The sequence below is a fragment of the Faecalibacterium sp. AF28-13AC genome, assembly GCF_003478405.1.
GTDB classification, from domain to species: domain Bacteria; phylum Bacillota; class Clostridia; order Oscillospirales; family Ruminococcaceae; genus Faecalibacterium; species Faecalibacterium prausnitzii_E.
In genome coordinates this window covers 661-21,523 of sequence record NZ_QUFG01000018.1, presented here as the reverse complement: position 1 = coordinate 21,523, position 20,863 = coordinate 661, and the positions used below count along the sequence as shown (strand labels likewise).

The 20,863-nt window shown below is 59.2% G+C and carries 21 protein-coding genes, 1 pseudogene and 1 CRISPR repeat array; of the genes and pseudogenes, 6 read left to right on the top strand and 16 right to left on the bottom strand.

Annotated elements, in window-relative coordinates; genetic code table 11:
* The 6 genes and pseudogenes from DWY95_RS16270 to DWY95_RS16935 form a co-directional block, all read right to left on the bottom strand.
* Nucleotides 1-1,038 (bottom strand): annotated as a pseudogene (locus DWY95_RS16270) (recombinase family protein); the annotation flags it as partial.
* A gap of 104 nt (nucleotides 1,039-1,142) precedes the next feature.
* Nucleotides 1,143-2,210, bottom strand: a complete 1,068-nt coding sequence (locus tag DWY95_RS16265) for a hypothetical protein (RefSeq protein WP_118554287.1) — start codon at nucleotides 2,208-2,210, stop codon at nucleotides 1,143-1,145.
* Nucleotides 2,211-2,240: 30 nt separating this feature from the next.
* The gene (locus tag DWY95_RS16260; protein WP_118554286.1) at nucleotides 2,241-2,573 is read right to left on the bottom strand and encodes a hypothetical protein; all 333 of its coding nucleotides are present in this window, start codon (nucleotides 2,571-2,573) and stop codon (nucleotides 2,241-2,243) included.
* A gap of 13 nt (nucleotides 2,574-2,586) precedes the next feature.
* A complete protein-coding gene (locus DWY95_RS16255; protein ID WP_118554285.1) occupies nucleotides 2,587-2,853 on the bottom strand; it encodes a hypothetical protein in 267 nt (88 codons plus the stop codon).
* Nucleotides 2,854-2,944: 91 nt separating this feature from the next.
* Nucleotides 2,945-3,397, bottom strand: coding sequence for a hypothetical protein (locus DWY95_RS16250; RefSeq protein ID WP_118554284.1), 453 nt, complete (start codon nucleotides 3,395-3,397; stop codon nucleotides 2,945-2,947).
* A gap of 264 nt (nucleotides 3,398-3,661) precedes the next feature.
* Nucleotides 3,662-3,945: direct repeats of the CRISPR family, unit length 23 nt; unit sequence ACACCCCGCAAGGGGACGTAGGA.
* Nucleotides 3,946-3,957: 12 nt separating this feature from the next.
* Nucleotides 3,958-4,251 (bottom strand): hypothetical protein, encoded by a 294-nt coding sequence (locus DWY95_RS16935; RefSeq protein ID WP_147365985.1) that lies wholly within the window; start codon nucleotides 4,249-4,251, stop codon nucleotides 3,958-3,960.
* Between DWY95_RS16935 and cas10 the strand changes: the two genes are divergently transcribed.
* The 6 genes from cas10 to cas6 are packed head-to-tail and all read left to right on the top strand — an operon-like array spanning nucleotide 4,238 to nucleotide 10,455.
* Nucleotides 4,238-6,478: a type III-A CRISPR-associated protein Cas10/Csm1 gene (gene cas10, locus DWY95_RS16245; protein WP_118554283.1), complete on the top strand. Its 2,241-nt coding sequence runs from the start codon at nucleotides 4,238-4,240 to the stop codon at nucleotides 6,476-6,478. The genes DWY95_RS16935 and cas10 overlap by 14 nt on opposite strands.
* Nucleotide 6,479: 1 nt before the next feature.
* Entirely contained in the window at nucleotides 6,480-6,932 is a 453-nt protein-coding gene (gene csm2 / locus DWY95_RS16240) for a type III-A CRISPR-associated protein Csm2 (protein WP_158577581.1), read from the top strand.
* Nucleotides 6,929-7,615, top strand: coding sequence for a type III-A CRISPR-associated RAMP protein Csm3 (csm3, locus tag DWY95_RS16235; protein WP_118554281.1), 687 nt, complete (start codon nucleotides 6,929-6,931; stop codon nucleotides 7,613-7,615). The genes csm2 and csm3 overlap by 4 nt, the downstream gene beginning before the upstream one ends.
* Entirely contained in the window at nucleotides 7,584-8,552 is a 969-nt protein-coding gene (csm4, locus tag DWY95_RS16230; protein ID WP_118554280.1) for a type III-A CRISPR-associated RAMP protein Csm4, read from the top strand. The genes csm3 and csm4 overlap by 32 nt, the downstream gene beginning before the upstream one ends.
* Nucleotides 8,549-9,700: a type III-A CRISPR-associated RAMP protein Csm5 gene (csm5, locus tag DWY95_RS16225; protein WP_118554279.1), complete on the top strand. Its 1,152-nt coding sequence runs from the start codon at nucleotides 8,549-8,551 to the stop codon at nucleotides 9,698-9,700. Before csm4 ends, csm5 begins: the two co-directional genes overlap by 4 nt.
* Nucleotides 9,697-10,455 (top strand): CRISPR system precrRNA processing endoribonuclease RAMP protein Cas6, encoded by a 759-nt coding sequence (cas6, locus tag DWY95_RS16220; RefSeq protein ID WP_158577580.1) that lies wholly within the window; start codon nucleotides 9,697-9,699, stop codon nucleotides 10,453-10,455. The genes csm5 and cas6 overlap by 4 nt, the downstream gene beginning before the upstream one ends.
* A 128-nt stretch (nucleotides 10,456-10,583) precedes the next feature.
* On the opposite strand, the gene DWY95_RS16215 is transcribed toward cas6, so the two are convergent.
* From DWY95_RS16215 to DWY95_RS16930, 10 genes are all read right to left on the bottom strand, one after another.
* Complete coding sequence (locus tag DWY95_RS16215; RefSeq protein WP_118554277.1) at nucleotides 10,584-12,038, bottom strand: TM1812 family CRISPR-associated protein; 1,455 nt, start codon at nucleotides 12,036-12,038, stop codon at nucleotides 10,584-10,586.
* A gap of 5 nt (nucleotides 12,039-12,043) precedes the next feature.
* A complete protein-coding gene (locus DWY95_RS16210) occupies nucleotides 12,044-13,150 on the bottom strand; it encodes a hypothetical protein (RefSeq protein ID WP_118554276.1) in 1,107 nt (368 codons plus the stop codon).
* 15 nt (nucleotides 13,151-13,165) lie between these two features.
* Entirely contained in the window at nucleotides 13,166-13,789 is a 624-nt protein-coding gene (locus DWY95_RS16205; RefSeq protein WP_118554275.1) for a TM1812 family CRISPR-associated protein, read from the bottom strand.
* Nucleotides 13,790-13,922: 133 nt separating this feature from the next.
* Nucleotides 13,923-14,771, bottom strand: coding sequence for a hypothetical protein (locus DWY95_RS16200; RefSeq protein ID WP_118554274.1), 849 nt, complete (start codon nucleotides 14,769-14,771; stop codon nucleotides 13,923-13,925).
* A gap of 19 nt (nucleotides 14,772-14,790) precedes the next feature.
* Nucleotides 14,791-16,107, bottom strand: a complete 1,317-nt coding sequence (locus DWY95_RS16195) for a type IV secretion system DNA-binding domain-containing protein (protein WP_118554273.1) — start codon at nucleotides 16,105-16,107, stop codon at nucleotides 14,791-14,793.
* A gap of 557 nt (nucleotides 16,108-16,664) precedes the next feature.
* On the bottom strand, nucleotides 16,665-17,843 hold the full coding sequence (locus DWY95_RS16190) for an OmpA family protein (RefSeq protein ID WP_118554272.1): 1,179 nt from the start codon (nucleotides 17,841-17,843) through the stop codon (nucleotides 16,665-16,667).
* 109 nt (nucleotides 17,844-17,952) lie between these two features.
* Nucleotides 17,953-18,846: a hypothetical protein gene (locus DWY95_RS16185; RefSeq protein WP_118554271.1), complete on the bottom strand. Its 894-nt coding sequence runs from the start codon at nucleotides 18,844-18,846 to the stop codon at nucleotides 17,953-17,955.
* Nucleotides 18,847-18,898: 52 nt separating this feature from the next.
* Entirely contained in the window at nucleotides 18,899-19,333 is a 435-nt protein-coding gene (locus DWY95_RS16180) for a hypothetical protein (RefSeq protein ID WP_118554270.1), read from the bottom strand.
* Nucleotides 19,330-19,902 (bottom strand): hypothetical protein, encoded by a 573-nt coding sequence (locus DWY95_RS16175; protein WP_118554269.1) that lies wholly within the window; start codon nucleotides 19,900-19,902, stop codon nucleotides 19,330-19,332. Before DWY95_RS16175 ends, DWY95_RS16180 begins: the two co-directional genes overlap by 4 nt.
* A 263-nt stretch (nucleotides 19,903-20,165) precedes the next feature.
* The gene (locus tag DWY95_RS16930; RefSeq protein WP_147365984.1) at nucleotides 20,166-20,381 is read right to left on the bottom strand and encodes a hypothetical protein; all 216 of its coding nucleotides are present in this window, start codon (nucleotides 20,379-20,381) and stop codon (nucleotides 20,166-20,168) included.
* Between the last annotated feature and the right edge of the window lie 482 nt (nucleotides 20,382-20,863).

Sequence of the window (20,863 nt, the reverse complement as noted above, 5' to 3'; positions counted from 1 at the left end):
ACCTTGGCGATGATGGATTCCATAGCGGCATCGTCTTTCACAAGCTGCATGGTCTGGTTCACCACCAGATCTTCCAGCCACTGTTTACGGACGGTCTTTTTCTTGCAGCCCTTGTGCTTTTTGGCAGTAGCACATTATATAATAGCGGTGGACTTCGCCCGTCCGGCTCGTGCCGCTTTCGCCAAACATCAGCGCCCCACAGTAGCCGCAGAACAGCTTGGTGGTGAGCAGGTAGTCGTCCTCTGCCTTTCTACGGGCAGGGGCTTTCTTGTTTTTCAACATCTTCTCCTGTACATCGTTGAAAAGCTCTACGGACACGATAGGTGGAATCGCATCGGGAATCAAAACATCACGATATTTCAGCTCCCCGATGTAGCGGCGATTGTTCAGCATATGCTGAATGGTGTTGAAGGTCATCAGCCCGCCGCGCTGGTTCTTGACGCCCTTTTCGTTCAGCCAATCCCGAATTTCCCGCATGGTCTGACCATCGTTGTACCGCTGGAAGGTTTCTGCCACAAAGGGAGCAGTCAACGGGTCGATTTCAAAGCGGTGGTCTGCGTTGATGATGTAGCCAAAGGGAATGGCACCGCCAGTGAACTTTCCCTTCAGTGCGTTTTCGGTCATGCCACGAATGACCTTTTCAGACAGGTCAGCGGAATAATACTCAGCATAACCTTCCAGCACCGATTCCAGAATGATGCCTTCCGGCCCCTCGGAGATGACCTCGGTGGCAGACATGAGCTTAACACCGTTCTTCTTCAGTTGGGTCTTATACCGGGCACTGTCATAGCGGTTCCGGGCAAAGCGATCCAGTTTCCAGACCAGCACAATGTCAAACAGCTTTTTGTCGCTGTCTTTAGTCATCTGCTGGAACTCGGGTCGATTGTCCGTCTTGGCAGAGATAGCACGGTCAATGTAGTGCTTGACGATGGTGATGCCATTCTTTTCGGCATAAGCCGTACATTCCCGGATTTGACCTTCGATGGATTCTTCGCGCTGGTTATCCGATGAATAGCGGGCATAGATCACAGCGGTCATGGCGGGCACCTCCCATTTATACATCATTGAACGGTGGATCGTTCATCCAAACCAATGTTTCGTATAATGTATATACCACAATTTTAAAATTATTTCAATACCAATTATTTATCCTCCTGCAAATTTCGACTTATCAATTCCTGCAACCTCTCAGTTTCTTCTTTGGCATAAGCTCTGGCATCAGCCTCCACCGGCTGGAAATAGTAGCCCAGGATATCCTCGTCGCCCGAGACGTACCCGCTCTGATAGTTCCGCAGCCATCGTCTGGCCTGGTCGTAGTAGGCCGCCTGGGTCGCAGCATCGTCCCAGTCGATGTTCTCCACCACATAGGCCTGCTGCGCGTGGTACGCCTCGTGGGCGATGGTGTCCATGGTCTCCTGCGCGGTCCCGCTTTCCAGCACAGACCGGGAGAGCACGATCTGCCGGGAGGAGGCGCTGTAGTAGCCCAGCCAGTCCTCGTCGAGCGGCTGGACCGTAACATCTGTCCCGTCCGGCACCCCCAGCATGGCAAGCTCATAGGCGGCCAGCTGCTTTGCCAGTTCGGTCTTGCTGTCCAGCGACGCCGTTTCCCAGACATCCTCCGCAAAGCCGGGCAGGAATTTCTTTTCGTGGAGCTGCGCCGTTGTTTCCGCCTGCGTCTGCGCGGGTGCCGCTGCGGTCAGGTACACCCGGCTGCTCCACATGCCCCAGCACACCGGCACTGCCAGCAGGAGCGTTGCCAGCAGCACGCCGAACCGGCGGCAGATCTCACGGATGCGATCCTGCCCACAGAGGATGTCGAAGTCGCTGTAGTGGCAGCGGCGGCTTTGCCGTCGGAACTGCCGGAAGCTCCTGCGCCGGAACCAAAACACGCCCGCAAACCAGAGGACTGCCAGCAACACCCCCACCGGCCAGACCTGCCGGAGCGCTGTCAGCGCAAACAGCAGCTCCGCCGGCAGCAGCGCGGCGCACCACAGAAAGAACGGCCCGCCGATCACGCAGGCCGTTGCTGCCGGGGCCAGACACCACCAGAGCAAATGCAGGATCACACAGCCGGACGCGATGGCCCCGCCGGAGATCCCCGGCCCCAGAAGCTGCGGCTTTGCCCAGTGCAGCCAACCGATCACACAGCCATTGAAGATCATTGCGCCCACGGTCGGGAGCCACCCGACCAGTTTCCGGAGCTTTGCCATAACGGGTTCCTTTCTGTTGTGCGGCTGCCCTTACTGCTCAAGCTCCGGCAGCCGCTGATAAGCCTGTTCGATCTCCAGCTCGGCCTCTGCCGGAGAGGCCGCCCACACCTTGAAATAAGTACCGCCCCGGGAGTGGTGCAGCGGCACCGCCGGCGGGGCTTCGCCCTCCAGCACATAGGCCCGGCAGCGTGTGCCGGACTGCCGGAGATACAGCACGGTGTGCTCTCCGATGTAATACCGGTAGCCGCCCGACGGCAGACCTCCGCCAAAGCCGGTGCTTCCAAGCTCACAGAGCACCAGCACCAGCACGATCACCACACCGCCGACCACGGGCAGGACATTCAGCGTGAACGCGTACTCCATCCTTTCACCCCCCTCAGTGCAGGAAGAGACGGATGAGCACAAAGGGCAGGGCGCAGAGCAGCACGACGCCCACGAACAGTGCGATGAGCGAGAAGATGGACGCCACGAACTGGTAGATCATCATGCTGATCTGCCAGCGGAAGATCAGCACGAGCGCCGCCGCAGCAGCGACGATCAGCCGGTTGGGCAGCGTCTCCGTGCGCCAGATGAAAAAGGCCGAAAGCAGCACGGTCATGCCGCAGATCACGATACACAGGTTGCCAAGTGCAGACTCAAACATAGTGGTTTCTCCTTTTCTGTTGAAGCAGGTTTGTCTTACACTACAGACAAGCCCGCCGGTTGGGCTGCGGTTGGAAAAACGCAAAAAAGTTTCAGCGCCCGCCATGGCCGTGGCCGCCGCTATGACCGCCATGCCCGCCGCTGCCGTGGCCGCCGTGGCCGCCGGGCCCATGTCCTCCGCCGCTGCGGCCGCCGCCCTGACCCAGCCCGGCACCCCGGCCCTTGCCGCTGCCCTGAGAGGCCGACACCGACTTGGAGGTGCCAAACTTCAGCCCGCTCTCGCGGCCCTGCGAGCCGGGGGCACCCGGGTCATCCCCGCGGTCCCGGCCGCCGTCCTCGGAGGAGCCTGTCGCGGCTTTGCGTGCAGTGCTCTGGGTGGGTACGGGGCCGTACTTCCCGTTTGCCGTGTTCTCGCGCAGGGACTGCACAAAGGCATCGTGCCGCTGCGCCTCCGTCATTCTCGGCTGCTGCACCGTCGGTGTGTTGTTCTGGGTGTTTTTGCCGTTCTCTCTGTTTTTGCCCCAAAGGGAACTGAAGAATCCCATTGTGTGCTCCTTTCGCATTCGTCTGTTTTTGTCCGGTCACATAAGATAAGCCCGCCGGAGCAGCCGCAGTTGGAATTTTCGGTGCGAAATCTCAAAATTTCATGGTTTTTACGCGCACTTCCTGCGCGGTTCGCACCACAAAAAGCGGCATTCTTTTCTCCATTCCGCTTTTCTTTTTGCGCAGAGTGTGTTATAATGGTGCCAGCATTATGAAAAAGGTGCATTCTGCCGGTTTTCGGCCGGTCACTTTTGTTCATTTTTGCCATCACACCCCGCAAGGGGACGTAGGATAAGTCGATCTGGGCCAGCTCCCAGCGGTCGTAGCAGAAAATCACACCCCGCAAGGGGACGTAGGATAAGTCGACCGGCACATGAAACACTTCACCCGACACAAACTGATCACACCCCGCAAGGGGACGTAGGAATTGTCCCACCGGAAATCAGGTTAAAGTTCGACCAATCACCGATTACACCCCGCAAGGGGACGTAGGATAATACACTTCAACACAGTAACAGCTATAGGTTACACCCCGCAAGGGGACACAGACGACCGCCCCGCTTTACTGCACAGTTTTGTGCGGCGAAGCGGGGCGGCTGCTTTTTTGTGAAATTTTGGGCTGTGCCCGATTTTTTCCGCAATTTTTCCAACTGCGGGAGTTTCTGCGGGCTTTTTTATAAAATATGGGCTGTTTTCCACTAGAAGTTTCACCAAAAAAGCGGTCGAAATTTCTCTGTTTCCGGCGTTTTTCTTTGTCGGATCCCGTGCTATAATGGGAACAAATCTTTTCAAACCTGTTTTTCGCATATTCCCTTGCTATTTTGCCCGAAGGAGATGATTCCTTGAACGCACTCACCTTGCAGGCCACCTTCTGCGGCCTGCTGCACGGCCTTGGCAAGCTGGCCTTCCGGGCCGACAAGACCGCAGCCGACCTGTTGGCCGCCCTGCCGGACACCCCGGAGTGGGCTGCCGTGCGCGGCGGCGCGGCCGCAGGGTCGGACGCCGCCCGCTGCGCGGCCTTTGCCCGCAGCCTGTCTGTGACCGCCGACACCCCCGCCGCCGAACCGGCCAGCTCCCGCTGCCGGCCCCTGCGCTCCATTTTCAGCCATCTGAACGGGGAGCACCCCGGGTATTCCGTCCCGGCTGCCCGCCCGGACGGTGCCCTGTACGACCCCGTGCAGGATGCGCCGGACATCCCCGCCGCCGTTTACCGGGAGCTCTATCAGGAGCTGACGGAGCAGCTCACCGGCCTGCAGTTCAGCCCGGCACAGGCAAACGCGCTGCTGGGCCTGCTGGAATCCCAGTGCAGCGGCCTGCCTGCCAGCACCGCGCGGGACGAGGACCGGGATATTTCTCTCTACGACCAGCTCAAGCTGACGTCGGCTCTGGCGGCCTGCGTCAGCGAGTACCTACAGCAGGCCGACGCCTTTTCCCTGCTGGACACTCCCGCAGAGCTGCGCCGGGAACCGGCGTTCCTGCTCTACACCGCCGACTTTTCCCGCATCCAGCGGTTCATCTACACCGTCCATACCGAGGGTGCCCTGCGGTCCCTCCGCAGCCGTTCGTTCTTTCTGGAACTGCTCATGGAGCACTACATGGACGAGCTGCTGGACGGCTGCGGCCTGACCCGGACTAACATCATTTACAGCGGCGGCGGGCACTGCTATCTCCTGCTGCCCAGCACCGCCGCCGTGCAGCAGACCCTTGCCGACTGGAACCGGGCCTTCAACGGCTGGCTGAACGAACAGTTCGGCGTGCAGCTGTTCCTGGCCAACGGTTGGACCCCCTGCAGCGCCAACGACCTGTGCAATGTCCCCGCAGAGGCAAGCCCCTACAAGGCCCTGTTCCGCCGGGTCAACGCCATTGCCGAGCAGCACAAGCAGCACCCCTACGATGCCGCTGCGCTCCGCGCCCTGAACCGTGTGCAGGCCATCCCCGACGGTACCCGGGAGTGCAAGGTGTGCGGCAATTCCGCACAGGTCAACGCCGAGGGTCTCTGCCCGTGCTGCAATCGGTTTGCCAACCTGTCGGCGCAGATCCAGAGCCAGTCGATTTATCTGGTCCACAGCACGCCCCGCCCCGGTGCCTTTGCGCTGCCGGGCATCCGGGGCAGCAAACGGTTCCTTTCGTTCTCGAACGACTCCGGCCTCTGCGCCGACGCCGTGCGCTCCTACACCAAGAACCGGCTGGTCCGGACGCTCAGCCCGTCCGTCAACCTGTTCGTCGGCGACTATGCCGCCAGCAACAATATTGAGGATCTTGCCGACCAGTCGGAGGGCATCCGCCGCATCGCCATCTGCCGCATGGACGTGGACAATCTGGGGCAGGCCTTTATTGCCGGCTTTGAGCAGCCGGACCAGACCGACCCCGTGCAGCGGATGAAGTACGTCAATCTGTTCCGCGCCGCAGCGTTCTCGCGGCAGATGTCGCTGTTCTTCAAGTACCACATCAACGGCCTGCTGCAGGGGCTTTGCGTCAGCATCGTCTACGCCGGCGGCGACGACGTCTTTCTGGTCGGTGCCTGGAACCACACCCTGCAGGCCGCCCTGCGCATCCAGAAGCACCTGCGCAGCTACACCTGCGGGGCGCTGACCATCAGCGCGGGCATCGCAATGTTCAACGAACATTATCCCATCCGTGCCGCAGCTGAGCAGACCGCTGCGCTGGAGGACGAAGCCAAAAAGCTGCCCGGCAAGAACGGTGCTGCGCTATTCGATGCCGTGCCCGACCACACCTATTCCTGGGATGTGCTGCAGGACAAAGTGCTGGGCGAAAAACTTGCCTGTCTGGAGCAGTTCTTTGCGCAGTTCCAGAAAAAGGACGATGATCACCGCGGCAATTCCATGCTGTACAACCTGACCGACCTGCTGCGCAATACCCGGGAGGACCAGGTCAATTTTGCACGGTGCGTCTACCTGCTTGCCCGGCTGCGCCCGGACGAGAAGAAGGCAAGCCCTGCCCAGCAGGACGCATACCGGACCTTCTCGCACAATGTTCTGGACTGGGCGCGGGACCCGGAACAGCGCCGACAGCTGATCACCGCGATCTACATTTATGTCTATCAGAAACGAGGGAGAGAGTGATATGCCAAAACCGAATCATCCTTCCGGCAAAGGCCCGGCCAAGCCAAAGGCCGCTGCTGCAGAGCCGATCATTCCGGAAAACTACGTTGATTTTGCGGAACAGTTGATGAAGGAGAATTACTCCCTGATCACCAAGACCAAGATCCAGAACCTGCTCCGCCTGGCCTGTGACGTTTACAACAACGAGAACCGCCGCACCGAGGAGCGGCTTTTGAAGGAGAGCGCCAATCAGATCAAGCTGATGCGCATCCGTCTGGCTTACGAATGCGGCCGCGACCCGAAGGTGCGCCAGCTTGTGGAAGGTGCCAACCTGTTTGAATATCTCGAAAAGCTGTCCTCTGTCGGCACCTGCACACGGCAGGACCTGCTTGATTTTTACCACTACATGGAAGCACTTGTCGCCTTCCATCGTTACTACTCTGAATCCAAAACCGGAGAGGAGAATGCATCATGACCGGCAAAATTCTGATCAAGTGTGACCTTGTTGTCCGCACGGGGCTTCATATCGGCGATTCTTCGTCTTTTTCTGCCATTGGTACCGTGGACAGCACCGTCATCCGTGACCCGTTCACCGGGCTGCCCATCGTGCCGGGCAGCAGCCTGAAGGGCAAGCTCCGCACGCTGCTTGCCCGCCGCAGCTGTGTCAATGGCGAAACGCTGCCGGATTTTTCCGCAGATGGCGAGGTGATCCTGCGGATGTTCGGCGGCTCCGAACCGGTCCGCTTTGCGCGGCTGCAGTTTGCGGACGCCTTTCTGCTCAACTACGATCAGCTGAAAGGCGTGGGCGTGACCGAGGTCAAGTCGGAGAACGTGATCAACCGCCTTACCTCCAAGGCCACCCATCGCCAGATTGAGCGCGTTATTGCCGGTTCCCGGTTCGGGATCAACATCGTTTACAACCTGTCCGACCCCAAAGAGATGGAAGAGGACCTTTTGCTTCTGTCCAAGGCCATGAAGCTGCTCCAGCTGGACTACCTTGGCGGGCACGGCTCCCGCGGCAACGGCCGTGTGAGCTTCCAGAACTTCCAGGTGATCCCTTATCCGGAGACGCTGAACGTTGATCTGGACGGCATCCGCCAAACCTTCAAAACCGAGGTCGAAGAGTATGAACTATTTTCTGCTAAAGCTGGCGTTTGATACGGCAGTCCACTTCGGTGGTTCCGACTCGGCGGTCGGCTCCCAGTCCTCTGCCCTGACCCTGCGTGCCGACACGATCTTTTCGGCCCTGTGCCACACGGCGCTGGAAGTGTACGGCGAGCCCGCGCTGGAGGAGCTTCTCGTCTCTGCCGATGCGGACGCCCTGCGCATCAGCGATGCCATGCCCTGGCGGGGGAATTCCTTTTACCTGCCCAAGCCGATCGCTGCATCCACATCCCCTGCCGAGCTTTCCACCGTTGAGCGCAAGGCGGTCAAAAAGCTTGCCTGGATCCCGGCCTCCAAATTCGACCGCTACACCGCCAGCCTGCACAGCGGCACCTACCCGCTGGACGAGCTGGACCAGAGCTTTGGCCAGGCCTACGAGCAGACCAAGGCCAGCGTGACCGACGGTGCCGACGCCAAGCCGTACTTTGTCGGCCTGTACCGCCTGCACGCAGGCTGCGGCCTGTATGTCCTGTGTGCCTGTGAGGGCACCGACCAGATCAAGCTGCTGAAGGATCTCTTCACCCTTCTGGGCCTGAGCGGGATCGGCGGCCGCACCAGCGCCGGTTACGGCCGGTTCCATCTGGACGGTGACCCCATCTGCCTGAACACCGCTGAAGAAGAGTCCACCCGCTGGATGCTGCAGGCGCTGGAACGCAGCACCTCGCCCTATCTGCTGCTGACCAGCAGCCTGCCCGCAGAGGAAGAGATGGATGCTGCACTGGAAGGTGCCTCGTTCCAACTGGTCCGGCGCAGCGGCTTTGCTGCCACCGAATGGGTGGAGACCCCCATGAAAAAGCAGACCCAGTATTTCCTTGCTGCTGGTTCGGTTCTGCAGCATCCGTATCAGGGCAAGCTCTATGATGTGGGCACCGCACTGCCGCATCCTGTTTACCGCTACTCGAAACCGCTGTTTATGGGGGTGACACTATGATCCAGCAGGATCACCTGCAGGTCTTTGATCTGACACTGAAAACGCAGTCTCCTTTGTTCGTTGGCAGCGGCCGTAAGATCGGCAAACGGGAATACATCTATTCCCCGAACCAGGGCTGCGTCAAGATCCTCAACATGGAACTGTTTTTTGACTACATGCTCCGGCACGATCTGGTGCGGCAGTTCGAGAAGTTCATGCTCAGCTCCAACAGCAGTCTGCTGGACTTCTGGACCAGAGACTGTCATCTTGCAGAAGATTGGCTGGAACACCCGAAGCTGATGGGCGACAAGCCATTGATACAGTATCGCCTGGCCGTGACCGAGGATGTTGCCGGTTACAACGGCACCAAGGAGATCCATCAGTTTCAGCGCGACGCCTACGGCCGCGCCTATATCCCCGGCAGCAGCCTGAAAGGCGCGCTGCGCACGGCGTGGCTGGTGCATCTGCTGCTGCACGAGACGCCGGTCTCCGACAAAAAACGCACTCTGGAAGCGTTTGAGGTCAACCACGATTACGTATTTCCAGAGGGTAGCTACGCCAACAAGCTGAGATCCGGTGCTGCCGCCGACGACATCCTGGACAGCATTTTCCGTGGTGTTCAGGTCTCCGACAGCGCCCCCATCGACAACGACAAGCTGATCCTGACCGGGCGCACCCTGATCTCGCCCCTTTCCGCTGCCCGGGTCGAGGACTTTGACGGTGATGCCAAGGATCTGCCCCTCTATCAGGAGTGCGTGCGCCCGGGCGAGACCATCCGCTTCCGGCTGACGCTGGACCAGAGCATCCTCAACCGGCATATCCACCCCATTACAAAGGATGCTCTGCTGGAAGCCATCGCCGAGTTCAGCAGCTTTTATCAGGATACCTTCCTGTCGCACTTCCCGCAGGGCCATCCCGTTGCAAACATCCCGGACACCCCGCACCTCATCCTTGGCGGCGGCACCGGCTTCTTCTCTAAAACGGTCGGTTACCCTTACCTGAAGGACGACTATGCCGCCGCCCTGAAATGGACCCAGCGCATTCTTCAGACCCAGCACGGACGTCATCAGGCAGACATCAGCCTTGGCGTTTCGCCGCACCGCGCGCGGTACATCACCTATGCAGGCAAGCGATACCCGGCCGGGTTCTGCGAGGTGAACATCCTATGATCGAGCAACTGCAGTTCTCTCTACGCACAGCAGAGACCCCACGGCTGCCCTCCGCATGGGCCTACCGTATCTACGGCTGGCTGATGTCGCAGCTTCCTGCCGATACCGCTGCCCGGCTCCATGAGCAGGGCGAGCACCCGCTGTCGCAGTCCCTGTGCTTTGATGCCGCAGCGCAGACCTCGGTGTGGACGCTGAATCTTCTGGACGAAGCCCTCGCCGCACAGGTGCGGCCGCTGCTTGCGGGTTGCACCACGCTGAAACTGCACGGCGCACCCCTGCAGATGGAGCTGCTGGGCAGCCGCTCGGTGGAAAACGGCCTGCAGCTTCTGCTGGCTGCGCGGGAGGACTCCGCCAGCCGGACAAGGCTGTGGTTCCGCACGCCCTGCGCCTTCAAGCAGGCGGGACGCTACGCCATCTACCCGCAGGAATTCCTGCTGCTGCAGAGCCTTGTGCTGCACTGGAACACCGCCTTTCCGGATTGCCAGCTGAGCGACCCGGATGCGCTGGACGCCATCCTGTGCGGGCTGCGCATCCGGGATTACAGCCTGCACACCGTCTCCTATCCCATCAAGAACACCTGCATCCCGGGCTTTGTGGGCAGCGCTGTCGTGGAGGCCCGGCTGGCCCTGCCGCTGCTGGAGCTCTGGAACGCCCTGCTCTCCTTTGCGCCCTACGGCGGCATCGGGATCAAAACCACCCTTGGCATGGGCGGCGTATCGGTGGAGCCGCTGGTTCTGCCGCAGAAGTTACGATAAATGTGTGTAGCCCTTTCTTCTGGCACAAAATTGTGCTGCACTTAGATCATACCCGCGAGGGGATAACAAAAAACAGCCATCACTTCAGTTGGAAAGTGATGGCTGTTTTTGTTATGACTTTTTGAGCCTTAAAATGCTTTGTTGCTGTCCAGCAGTTCTATGCCCACCGGGGCAGTGGCTTTACACTCTTTCAGTTTGAAGAGGTAGAACGCAACGTCCCCCAACGTCTGCTCAATGGCGCTTGTGCTGAGCGGCAGAAGCCCTGTGTCCTTTTGAAATTTAACCGCGCTGTCCGTGGCGTGGTTGATCTGGTTGCGGTACTGCTGTACGCTCTGGTAGTATACGATTCCCTGCGCCACAGTGTCTTTCCGGGTCAGATCCAACAGCAGTTCCCCCTGCTCCACTGCGGCTGTCAGATACTCCTGTGCTTCGGTCAGAGTCGCCACACGGAACAGAGCGTTTCCGTTCGCCTCAGTCTTGTCCTTGGTCAGGCAGAGGTTTACGGTAAAGGGCCGTGCCTCATGGAACAAAGCAGCGCGGCAGAAGTGGTAGTGGAACATTGGGAACACCCAGCTCTTGCCTTTGTTCTGGGGCTGTAGTGCCATGTAATCCAGTGCTTTGCCGGTTGGCTGCAGAAACAGGTGACCACACAAATAGGTGGGCATTTCCTCGCTCAGGAGGGTCAGTCCCTGCTGGTACATCCGGTGGTGGGCACACCACTGCACGAGTGCCGGCAGGCTGTCTGAACGGCTGCCCATGAGGTTTTGGAACTCTGCCTCAAAGCGGTCGTTCATCAGCTCATAGAGCAGGCTGCTCAGCGTTTCCCTCGAGGCAGGGCGCTGTTTGATCTGACGGGCAATGGCCTTGAGGTCGGCCTTGAGCATCTGCACGCGGCAGAGGGCCAGATCATCCGCGAAATGGTCGATCCGGTCAAGCAGGTTCAGGATGTCAGGGTCCGTCTCACCGGTCTGTTTCATATATGCTTTCAGTTTCTCGGTCGTACCGGTGGAGAAGAACGCATCCACTGCTGTAATCAGGTCCATCAGGTTGTACAGGCCCGTGCTGTCCCGCACAACGGAACTGTTGCCCTTGAGCTCCGAGTAAAGCACTTTTTTGGTCTGAACCATGCGGATGTCCTTGAGGTAGCGGGCTACAATGAGCAGCAGCGTCGCCGTATCGCGCATTCCACCGGACAGGTCGATGTAGAGGTTGTCATTCTCGGCCACCTGTTCCAGCACGGCAGAGATCGCACGGGTCTGGTCGGCTTCCTCCATGCTGTCGGGCACAGAGACCGCCACCAGCTGTTCCGGCTGCACGCCAAGCTGTTTCAGGAACTCATCCCTGAAATACTCCAGCGTGGGCACCTTATTGCCGGAGCCATCTGCCGCCGGGACGGTCGGCTTTGTCCGGACCGTGTCGCTGCACAGGGCCACGATCTTGTCCGGCCGGGATGCAGGGTCCTTCCACAGGGCGCTGACCGCAGCCTCGTTGGTCTGTGTACGCAGGAAGCGGTTTTTGCTGCCCTCCGGGGCAGGCTGTGCAAAATAGGCGCTCATATACAGGAGCGCAATGTTCTCCCCCATAGTGTTTACAACTCCTTCTCAGGCTTTGTGTCCTTGAAGCTCAGCATCTCCCGGAACATTTTGGCGAACTTCTGGTTATGGTAGGAAACCGTTCCCTTGTCCTTGCCCAGATACTCTGCCACGGTCTTGTCCTGCTCCGGGCGGCGAGTCGGCAGCAGCAGTGGGTTCACTGCGGCGCTTTCAAGCTCCTTCGGATTTTCCGGGCCTTCGCCACTATAAAGCGGTTCTTGCACGCAGAAGTGCACATAGTCCCGCAGAATCAGCTGGTCCCACAGAATGCCGTCCCTCTCCAGGGGGCGCAGGTCGTCGCTACGGCCAAGGCGTTCCGGCATGTCGGGGGCCTCATTTTTCCGCAGATAGCCCAGAATGCGCGGGGACCAGAACAGTACCATATTGGCACGGGTCTTTTCTTTTTCTTCCAGGCTCATGAGCAGCACAGCCTTGTGCAGGATAGGGAAGATGTCCTCTTTCAGTTCCAGCCCATCTTCAGGAGACAGTCCCGTGTCCACAATCTCGATCCCGGTGCCGTCGTCCCGCTCGGTGTTGATGGACACCAGCGTATCTTTGTTCAGCAGAGCCTCGTGCAGGCTCCGCTGGCCGATCCTGGCAGCCTGTGCGACCGTCTTTTCCAGATGCGGGTCGCCGGTCACCATGGCACTGGTGTAACCCATCCGGTCCATGTAGTCCAACGCCTGACGGACCTTACGGGCGGTCTCCTTGCTAACGTCCATAATGCCCAGGCTCTGCGCCTCTTTCCGGGCATCTTCGGCCTTCAGGTGCCGCATGGCCATCTGCATGTAAGCACAGAAGCTGTCCTTCTTTCGTGTCGGGTCCGGCTGGTATGCCGCCGCAGCCTGGAAAAACGCCATCGAGAGGATGGTGGCATCTTCCGTCGGGAACAGCTCAAAGCACTCGGCCCAGACCCTCTTGTAGGTTTCTTCCAGCTTCGGGTCTACCGCAGCGGCCTCAGCCGGGTCGTCCCTGGCAGGCTCTTCCCGGCCATTCAGCTTTTTCAGCATCGGCTGAAAGAGAGCCTTGCGGGTGGCCACATCCACATCCCAGAGCGGCGATGCATCGATCGTAGCCCGGAGGTTTGCACGTTCCTCGTACATCAAATTCCCCCTCCCTTACTGCTCGGCCTTGTTCTGGCTCATCCACACCAGCTGGTTGTAGACCATCTCGGCGGTATCCTTGTTGCCGTGGATGCCGCCCACGAGGCCCTGCAGGTGATAAAGCGGCGTAACATCGTGGAGAACAGACTGATTCACGCTCTGGCCGTTGACGCGCCGCATCTCGCCGTAGTAGACGCCACCTACCTCCAGTTCCTCATGGGTCGCTGCTGCGCAGGTGAGAGCCGCCAGCTGCACCAGAGGGATGGTCTTGGTACCGTAGGTGATGTCCATGTAGGCGATGCCTTTTTCCGGCAGCACGTCGCACAGATCGCGGCACAGGCGGATCAGGGTGCTGCAGTCCTGCTCGTCCGGCATGGGCAGCTCCCGGATGTGGTCCTCGGTGAAGCCCATCGCCTGCAGTTCCTCTTTGAGGTAGCCGAAGTTGCGTTGGGTATCGCCGTTCACACTGCGGATGGCGATGATGTGGAAATCGTCGCCTTCCTGCAGCGTGTTGTGCAGGACCTGCAGGATCGGGAAACGGGTCTCGATGTCGCCGGAATTGGCGCTGGAACGGTAGGTGTTCTTGGTGAGGTCGAGACGGCCCTGCAGAGGAATGGTGGTCACGTAGATACGCTTCATAGCGTTTCTCCTTTCGTTTGTGCACGATATACAGCTGACAACATAGTCGTGTTGCGCCCAGTATAGCGCACCGGTAAGCGTTCCTGCAATGTGCAGGTTGTACGAAAAAAGCGGATAAGTTTTTGGTTGGTTTTCAGCCGATTTTTCCGACCCAGAGCCTCATAAGGTCTTGGTTATAGACCAGAAACTCCGAGTTGTTCCGGAGCCCGGTGAGGTCGTCCTGCGAAAGCACGGGCTTGGTGACCACTTCGCGGTTCTGGCCAAAGCTGAAGCCGCTGCCGCCGTGGTGCCCCATCATGCCGCCTCGGTCGCAGTGGGTGTTGAAGCCGACGGAGTTGGTCACCCGCTCACTCTCGTAGCTGGGCAGGACCTGCAGCAGGGTCTGGGCGTCGCCGCCTGCGGACGAGACGACCAGATATCGCATGGAGCGCAGCAGGCCCTCCGTGGTTAGCCCACCTGTTCGGCCGGGTACCGCCCGGCTCAGGCTGCTGCAGAGCAGCACATAGTCGCCGCAGGCATTCAGGGCATCCAGCAGCTCGGTGCTGGCCGAAAGTCCCTGCCCCAGGCAGAGCAGAATGGTGTGGGTGCCACCCCAGTCTGCCATCTGCATCATGCCCATGCCGAACTCGCCGGGATTGATCGTAATCCTGCCGCTGCCCTCCGGAAGCCGGTCCGGGAGCACGGTATCCTGCCACTGGACCGGAAGCCGCAGCAGCGGACTGTCGGTCAGGTCCAGGGCAGTGCCGATGAGCACGAAGGGGCAGCTGCTCTGCCGCTGCAGGGCCTCCACCACCGGGAAGATGCGTCCCGGCGAGCCGCAGACCAACGCCTCCTGCGGCAGGACACGGGCCTGTGCCAGCAGGCGGGATGCGGTGGTGGTGCCGCCATCCTGGATGTTTTTGCGGCGGGTGTTCTCTGCATCGGCGTGGGTCGTGGGCAGTGCCAGAAGATGCATGCCCCGGTTGGAGCGGAACAAAGCCATGGGATTCTCCTTTCTTCGGTCAGGGCCGGAAGCCGTCGTAAATGAAGGGATCCGGCGAGACGGCGGGCAGGCTCATCAGGGCCTGGCCCGGTTTCATCAGCTGGGAAAAGTCGGCGTCTGTCACCACTTTCTGCTCGCAGTCGGTGGTCACGGGCCGGTTGCCCTCGCCCATGTAGCGGTAGATCACGCGAGCAGTGCCGTAGCGGTCTGCGAAGGCTGCACGGGACATTGGGTCCATGACACGCATGGTGATGAGGTTGGGGAACAAGGACATCAGGGTCTTGGCCTCTGCCTCGGAGTAATGGCGAGTCAGCAGCTGGACGCTTTGTACTGCCGCAATAATACGCGCACCGCCGCGCCCATTGCCGGAAGGGTCACGGCCAAAGCTGAGGGCATCGGTCAGGGATTCGACCTTAGGCAGCAGACTGAACTCGTCCAGCAGAAACCACACCTTGTGGTTCAGGGTGGGGCTCATGCTCTGTTGCAGCATCAGATCCAGCAGCAGCCTGAAAAGCGGCAGAGCCGTTCTTGCTTTGTCCGGCTCATAGAGGATAAACACCCGCTTGCCGCCCTGCCGGACTGCCTGCAGGGCTGAGAACCGGCCGTCGGCTGTGTTGAAGCTGCCAATGAACAGGCGGCTGAGCATGGTGCGTACCTCGCTGAGTACACCCAGCCCCTGGGCTCCGCCGTCCCCGATAAGATCCCGGGCGGCAGAAAAGTAAGTGGGGTACCGCTCTACCAGTTCCTGCCAGCTGCCGTTGGTTCCGGTGCCGGCCCCTTCCTGTGCAAAGACCGTTGTGCGGGTGAGAAACTCGCTCAGCTCTGCGTTGGAGACCGGGATGTTGTTGGTGCGGCCGAAATCCCGCATGAAGCGTGCCGTCTGGTAGAAGATCTCCTGCGCTGCCTCCGGGAAGAAGATCTGGGTAGTCTTTTTCTTCTGTTCGGCAAACAGAGCACTGGCGATTTCACGCAGGGTAAGTTCCGGCGTATCGGAGGCATCCAGCTCCCGGAAAAGGTTCCAGCAGTTGGCGGGGTCGGTGGCCGAGACCGAGATCACCGGGTCGCCGGGGCGGCGGCAGCGCAGCACATCCGGCTTGGCCGCAAAGATGACGACGGTGTCCTGCACGCGGTCTGCGTGGGCCAGCACGGGGCGGCGGATCTGTTCCATCAGGGTGGACTTGCCGCTGCCCACATTGCCCACCAGCATGGTGGGGTACTGCCAGCAGCTGCGGTCGTCCAGCGTCAGGCCGCCGGGCAGGTGCACCACCGGCTCCACACGCCCCGCCGTGGTTGGGACCGTTCGCTGCAGCTGCTGTCCTTCCAAAAGACGTTTCATAGGCTTTGTCCTTTCGTTTCAGGTGTTTCTTTCTTACACTCAGAGAAAGGCTCTGCCGCCGTGCCCGGTTGGAAAACGGCGCAAAAAATTAAAAAAGCAGAAGGAACTTTTCTGCCGCATCTATGCAGTGCAGAAAAGTTCCTTCTGTTGTTTGTCCCCTTGCGGGGTGTGAGTTAAATCGGGACACATGAGTTGGTATATGTTTGACAAACATCTTTTACGTCCCCTTGCGGGGTGTAAGCTAAATCTTGCATGGAGCCAATCTTTCATAACACACAACTTATTTACGTCCCCTTGCGGGGTGTGAGCTAAATCAGCAAAACTGTCCATTCCGGAGCCGTCTGGCAGCGCCGGAACTGTTCATCTCACCAATTCTGTCATAAAGTATATCATACTTTCCGCCAAAATGAAAGTGCTTTTTCGAAAACTGTCTGTGCGGCCCAGTGCGAACGCCCTTTCCCCATGGGCCAAATCGGCTGGTGCATCGCCACCTTCGCATACAAAAAGGCACCCCGGTACAGAGCATTCTGTGCCGGGGTGTCCTGTCTTTTTGCCGGTCAGCTCTCGGTCTGCCCCACCGAGCGGAACTCCGTGGCCTGTACGCTGTCGGACGAGACCACATAGACGCAGCGGTTTTCGGCCTCGTTTGCACTACGCACGCTCGTCGGCTCGTTGCCCAGACCCAGGCAGGTGATCTGGTCGGCCGGAACGCCGGCCACCACCAGCACGTCACGTACTGCCCGAGCGCGAGCAAGAGACAGTGCCTGTGCGCCCTCCCGGCTGGCGTTGTCCACCTGTGCGGTGCTGCCAGCCACGATGTAGTGGCCAGAGGCGGCCTCCTTGAGCTGCTCGGCCAGACCGTTCAGCGCTGCACGGGCAGCTGCCTCATCGAGGAAAGTCGTGCTGTCGGGCTGAAACGCCACCTGCTCGGCGCTGACCTTGACGAAGGTCGGTGCGCCTGCAGCGGCCAGAGGTGTCACGGTGTGGCCGTTGTTGAGGGCGTCGCCGGACACGATGTCGGTATGGAAGGTGACGTTTGCACCCGTGCGGTCAAAGAATCCCTGCCAGAAGCTCTTCAGCCACTGGACCTGCTGGGCACTGAGCGTGCCCTGGCTGCCCGCGACATCGCCCAGACCGTAGAACTCAACGGGCACGCCATTCAGCTGGGGCACCATGGCAGCTGCGTCCAGCTGGTCCAGAAGCTGGGCAGGGTCGCTATTCAGCAGGTCGAGGTCCTGCATGGGCAGGCTGGCGACGGCAGTGTTCACACCCGAATGGCGGATGATCAGCACCTTATTGTCAGCCGTACCGGCGGACAGCATGCGGCTGGCGAGAGAAATGGCGGAGATCAGGTCGGTCTCAGGGGTGGTGGCTGCAGCGCCCTGGACCGCCTCGACCAGCTGGTAGCGTGCTGTCTTGTCCGCTCGGGCCTGCTGGATGTCGTTGTTCTTGACCTGGTCAAAGCGCTGAGGACCGAGCGCAAACGGCTTGCCATCGGCCACCACCAGTCCGGCGCTGCCGCCCGGCGTCACATTTACGCTGTTGAGGAACTCCTCGGCGTTGGTTAGCGCAGGCATACCGTCGCCCTGGGTAATGATGAGGGCAGTATCGGTGGCCACGGCATTGTCCGCCGCACCGTCCTTGGAGGGGATCACACTGCAGCCAGCCAGCAGGCCGACCACCAGAGAACCAGCTGCCACCATGGCAGCCATGCGGGTAAGCATCTTCAGCTTCATAGCGTTTCCTTTCGTTCGGGAGGTTTGCGTCTTACACCTCAGAAAAGGCGCTGCCTGCCTTCTCAGTTGGAAAACAGGCAGCTTTTTTCTGAAAAAATCTGTTTTGGGGTCAGGATGCCATTGCGGCAGGCACTTCCTCTGCGGCAGGCTCTGCCTCAAGGCGGAGCACCGGCTGTTCCGGTGCAGCCTCAGCCGAGGCAGGGGGCAGCAGCATGGCCTGCCAGTGCTGCTCGTCCAGCAGGTCGTCCAGACCCGCGCTGTGCAGCAGAGCGTCTGCGGCCTCTACGCTGCCCAGCTCCTCGGCCAGCTTCATGCGGGCAGTCAGGCGTGCCTGCCGGGCCGCAATGCTCAGGCTCTTGAGCTTTGCCTGTGCAAAGCGGTAGTCCTGGAGGTCCGGGTCAAAGTTTGCTGCTGCAAACTCCGCATGGCTGATGGCGCTGTCGGTGTCGGCAGCCAGGTCCTGCAGGTCCAGGCGCTGGGCCTTCAGGCTGTCCAATTGGCTGCGGTGGTCGCTGAAAAAGCCGATGGCGTAAGAGCCTACGCTGGTGGCGATGGGCAGCAGCATACGGATGTACTGGCCCACCATGTAGAGGGTGGGGTTCTCCGTTGCTCCCAGGGCCTCCACACTTATGAGCGTGGACACGATGCAGAAACCCGCGAAGATTGCAAAGGCTCCGACGGCCGTGCCCAGAAGTGCGCTGATGCGACGCTTCGTCGCCCGCTGATCACGGGGCAGCATGTCGTCCAGCTGGCCCTTGAGTTTGCCTGCCAGCATGGGGCAGGCATCGAGCAGCAGGGCGATGGAGGCAGCCACCAGCATGGCCATTTCGGGCCGCTCGTCGAACAGGCTTTCGGTATAGAGGTGGACAGTCATGAGGTCGGTTACCATGAAGAAGAAGGTCAGGGGAAGTGCGATGTGGTCCAGCGGGCTGCTCTTGGTGCGGCCCTTGTTCTGGATCTCGTGGAGCTTTTCGGTCACGTTGGTGTGCTCACCCATGTACATATATTGTACCTCCTGGTCTTATCTCGTGTTGTGTTTCGTATCGCTGCGGATGTCAGGCTTCCAGTTTCTGGATGCGAGCGTTCACGTCTGCAAGCTGCTCTTCAATGAGCTTCTTGCTGGCGCGGAGGTTTTCCTCCTGCAGTCGGAGATCAGCCTGCAGGTTCAGAGCGGATGCATGGTGGTGATACCGGGTCTCCACAAGGCTGGAGATGGCCAGCTGCTGGGCTTTCAGGCGGACAAGCTCGTCGAACACCGGGGTGTGCTCGTCAAGGTCCAGCTTTTTGACCGCGTCGGCAGCCTGCTCCAACACGTCCGCGAACATCTCTGGGTCATCATAATCCGGGTAGCTCGAACAGCTGCTAAAGTCTCCCGGGTAACCGTATAACATATGGTGGACGATCGTGCGGTGTGCGTAGTCGATCTCGGTGCGCTCACGGCCCTGCTCGGGCAGCTTGGCGCTGTCGTCCTTCTTGAACGGATTTTTCATTCGAATACCTCCTTGTCGATACCCAGGGTTTCAGCGAACTTCCGGGCAGAAAAGCCCGGGTGAAAGCGCGGGATCTCCTCATCATTGATCACACGGAACTTGCCTGCCTTGCTGTACTTCACAAGGCTTGCGTTTGCGCGGCAGTAGACTTCATTGATCTCGGCCTCGGCATCCAGCAGCTCTGCCCGGATGGACGCGGCCAGCTCCTTGCGTTCACTGGCTGCACGGGCACGGCGCTCACCGGCTTCGCGTGCGGCACGCCGTGCTCCGGTGGAGCGGGGACTGCTGTTGCTGCTGCCGCCGGTCGGCTGAGGCATGGCCTTGAGTGCAGCAGCCTTGGGTCCCAGAGACTTGCTGAGCTGTGCAAGCTTGGCCGCCTCCAGCGTCTCAAGTTCCCGACGGATGCGCTCGTAGTAAGCTCCGGCTAACACGTCCTTGCCGTCCTCGGTCTTGAAGTCGGTCTTGTGGACCACTGAGTCCGCAAGACCGCGGAGACGGAGGAAGTTGTCCTCCTTCCAGACAAGGCTGTCCTTCTGGTCGCCCTTCTTGTTCTTCGGGTAAATCAGCATGTTGTTCGCTCCTTTTCACTTGCTGTGGGATCCTTCACTCTCTATAAGCCTTTTTGTGTTTGGAAAGTTGGAATTATGATCGGATTTTTGTTTTGTTTATTCTGTGTCGTCCTTACATCTCAGTAAAGCCCCTTGTTCCTGTCCAGTTGGATTTTTTTGTCGTTTTTATTTAAATATTCCGCCACTTTTTATCGCTGAAGTGTCCATCGCTCACGCATTGTTTTCTCATCCACCATAATGTTTAACAGCAAAAAGTCTTACTCCTATCGATTTACCGCAATAAATTTTGCAAAACTATCTTGACGCACCTTTGCTTCCATGATACCTTTTATTCCAAATCCTGCTGAAAAAGTGGTGGTGCTCACCGTGATAACCACCACTTTCAGCGGATGATTGCCCAGAAAGAACGTACCGCCCCGCAACACACCCGATTCATTTTGCCGCCGATTCACCCGACAAAATCCATCGCTGCGCTGCATGGGCGGTATTTTTCTTTTTCACAAATAGAACCTTATATAGTTGTACAAGTCTCCGAAAATTGTTTTCGGTTGTTGACCGCACAACCTTAGAGTATTGTTCTTGTGCTTGAAAGAAGCAGAACGTAGTGTCCGCACTGCGCCCGGCTTTCTTCATACTGAACCTTGAATCATTCATAAGCCGTCTGAACGTGATACTGTGCCATGACCTGTGGGCGAGCCGGACAACGCCGCTGCAAAACAGGGGCAGGAACTTCGTTCGGGTCAACCGGCGATTGTATATACGAGCGGGGATCCTCTACTTATTTTTTTGCGTCTTAACAATTTGGAAACAATTACCCAGAAACGGTTTTGAGCGCAGCGGTAGAGGGCAAGAACCGTCCCGTGGCCACAAATTTTCAATTCTTGAAAATGTTCTGTCCATCCGGGACTTCACTTCTGCAATGCGTCTGCATTTCCGAAGTGATCTTGTTGGGGCGTGCCTG

Excerpts from the sequence above, each read along its gene's own strand:
- csm3 (WP_118554281.1), top strand. The coding sequence starts at position 6,929 with ATGACCGGCAAAATTCTGATCAAGTGTGACCTTGTTGTCCGCACGGGG.
- DWY95_RS16205 (WP_118554275.1), bottom strand. The coding sequence starts at position 13,789 with ATGAAGCGTATCTACGTGACCACCATTCCTCTGCAGGGCCGTCTCGAC.
- DWY95_RS16250 (WP_118554284.1), bottom strand. The coding sequence starts at position 3,397 with ATGGGATTCTTCAGTTCCCTTTGGGGCAAAAACAGAGAGAACGGCAAA.
- csm5 (WP_118554279.1), top strand. The coding sequence starts at position 8,549 with ATGATCCAGCAGGATCACCTGCAGGTCTTTGATCTGACACTGAAAACG.
- DWY95_RS16195 (WP_118554273.1), bottom strand. The coding sequence starts at position 16,107 with ATGAAACGTCTTTTGGAAGGACAGCAGCTGCAGCGAACGGTCCCAACC.
- cas6 (WP_158577580.1), top strand. The coding sequence starts at position 9,697 with ATGATCGAGCAACTGCAGTTCTCTCTACGCACAGCAGAGACCCCACGG.
- DWY95_RS16215 (WP_118554277.1), bottom strand. The coding sequence starts at position 12,038 with ATGGGGGAGAACATTGCGCTCCTGTATATGAGCGCCTATTTTGCACAG.
- DWY95_RS16210 (WP_118554276.1), bottom strand. The coding sequence starts at position 13,150 with ATGTACGAGGAACGTGCAAACCTCCGGGCTACGATCGATGCATCGCCG.
- DWY95_RS16185 (WP_118554271.1), bottom strand. The coding sequence starts at position 18,846 with ATGTACATGGGTGAGCACACCAACGTGACCGAAAAGCTCCACGAGATC.
- csm2 (WP_158577581.1), top strand. The coding sequence starts at position 6,480 with ATGCCAAAACCGAATCATCCTTCCGGCAAAGGCCCGGCCAAGCCAAAG.
- DWY95_RS16255 (WP_118554285.1), bottom strand. The coding sequence starts at position 2,853 with ATGTTTGAGTCTGCACTTGGCAACCTGTGTATCGTGATCTGCGGCATG.
- DWY95_RS16175 (WP_118554269.1), bottom strand. The coding sequence starts at position 19,902 with ATGCTGATTTACCCGAAGAACAAGAAGGGCGACCAGAAGGACAGCCTT.
- DWY95_RS16180 (WP_118554270.1), bottom strand. The coding sequence starts at position 19,333 with ATGAAAAATCCGTTCAAGAAGGACGACAGCGCCAAGCTGCCCGAGCAG.
- DWY95_RS16190 (WP_118554272.1), bottom strand. The coding sequence starts at position 17,843 with ATGAAGCTGAAGATGCTTACCCGCATGGCTGCCATGGTGGCAGCTGGT.
- DWY95_RS16200 (WP_118554274.1), bottom strand. The coding sequence starts at position 14,771 with ATGGCTTTGTTCCGCTCCAACCGGGGCATGCATCTTCTGGCACTGCCC.
- DWY95_RS16930 (WP_147365984.1), bottom strand. The coding sequence starts at position 20,381 with ATGCAGCGCAGCGATGGATTTTGTCGGGTGAATCGGCGGCAAAATGAA.
- csm4 (WP_118554280.1), top strand. The coding sequence starts at position 7,584 with ATGAACTATTTTCTGCTAAAGCTGGCGTTTGATACGGCAGTCCACTTC.
- DWY95_RS16265 (WP_118554287.1), bottom strand. The coding sequence starts at position 2,210 with ATGGCAAAGCTCCGGAAACTGGTCGGGTGGCTCCCGACCGTGGGCGCA.
- DWY95_RS16260 (WP_118554286.1), bottom strand. The coding sequence starts at position 2,573 with ATGGAGTACGCGTTCACGCTGAATGTCCTGCCCGTGGTCGGCGGTGTG.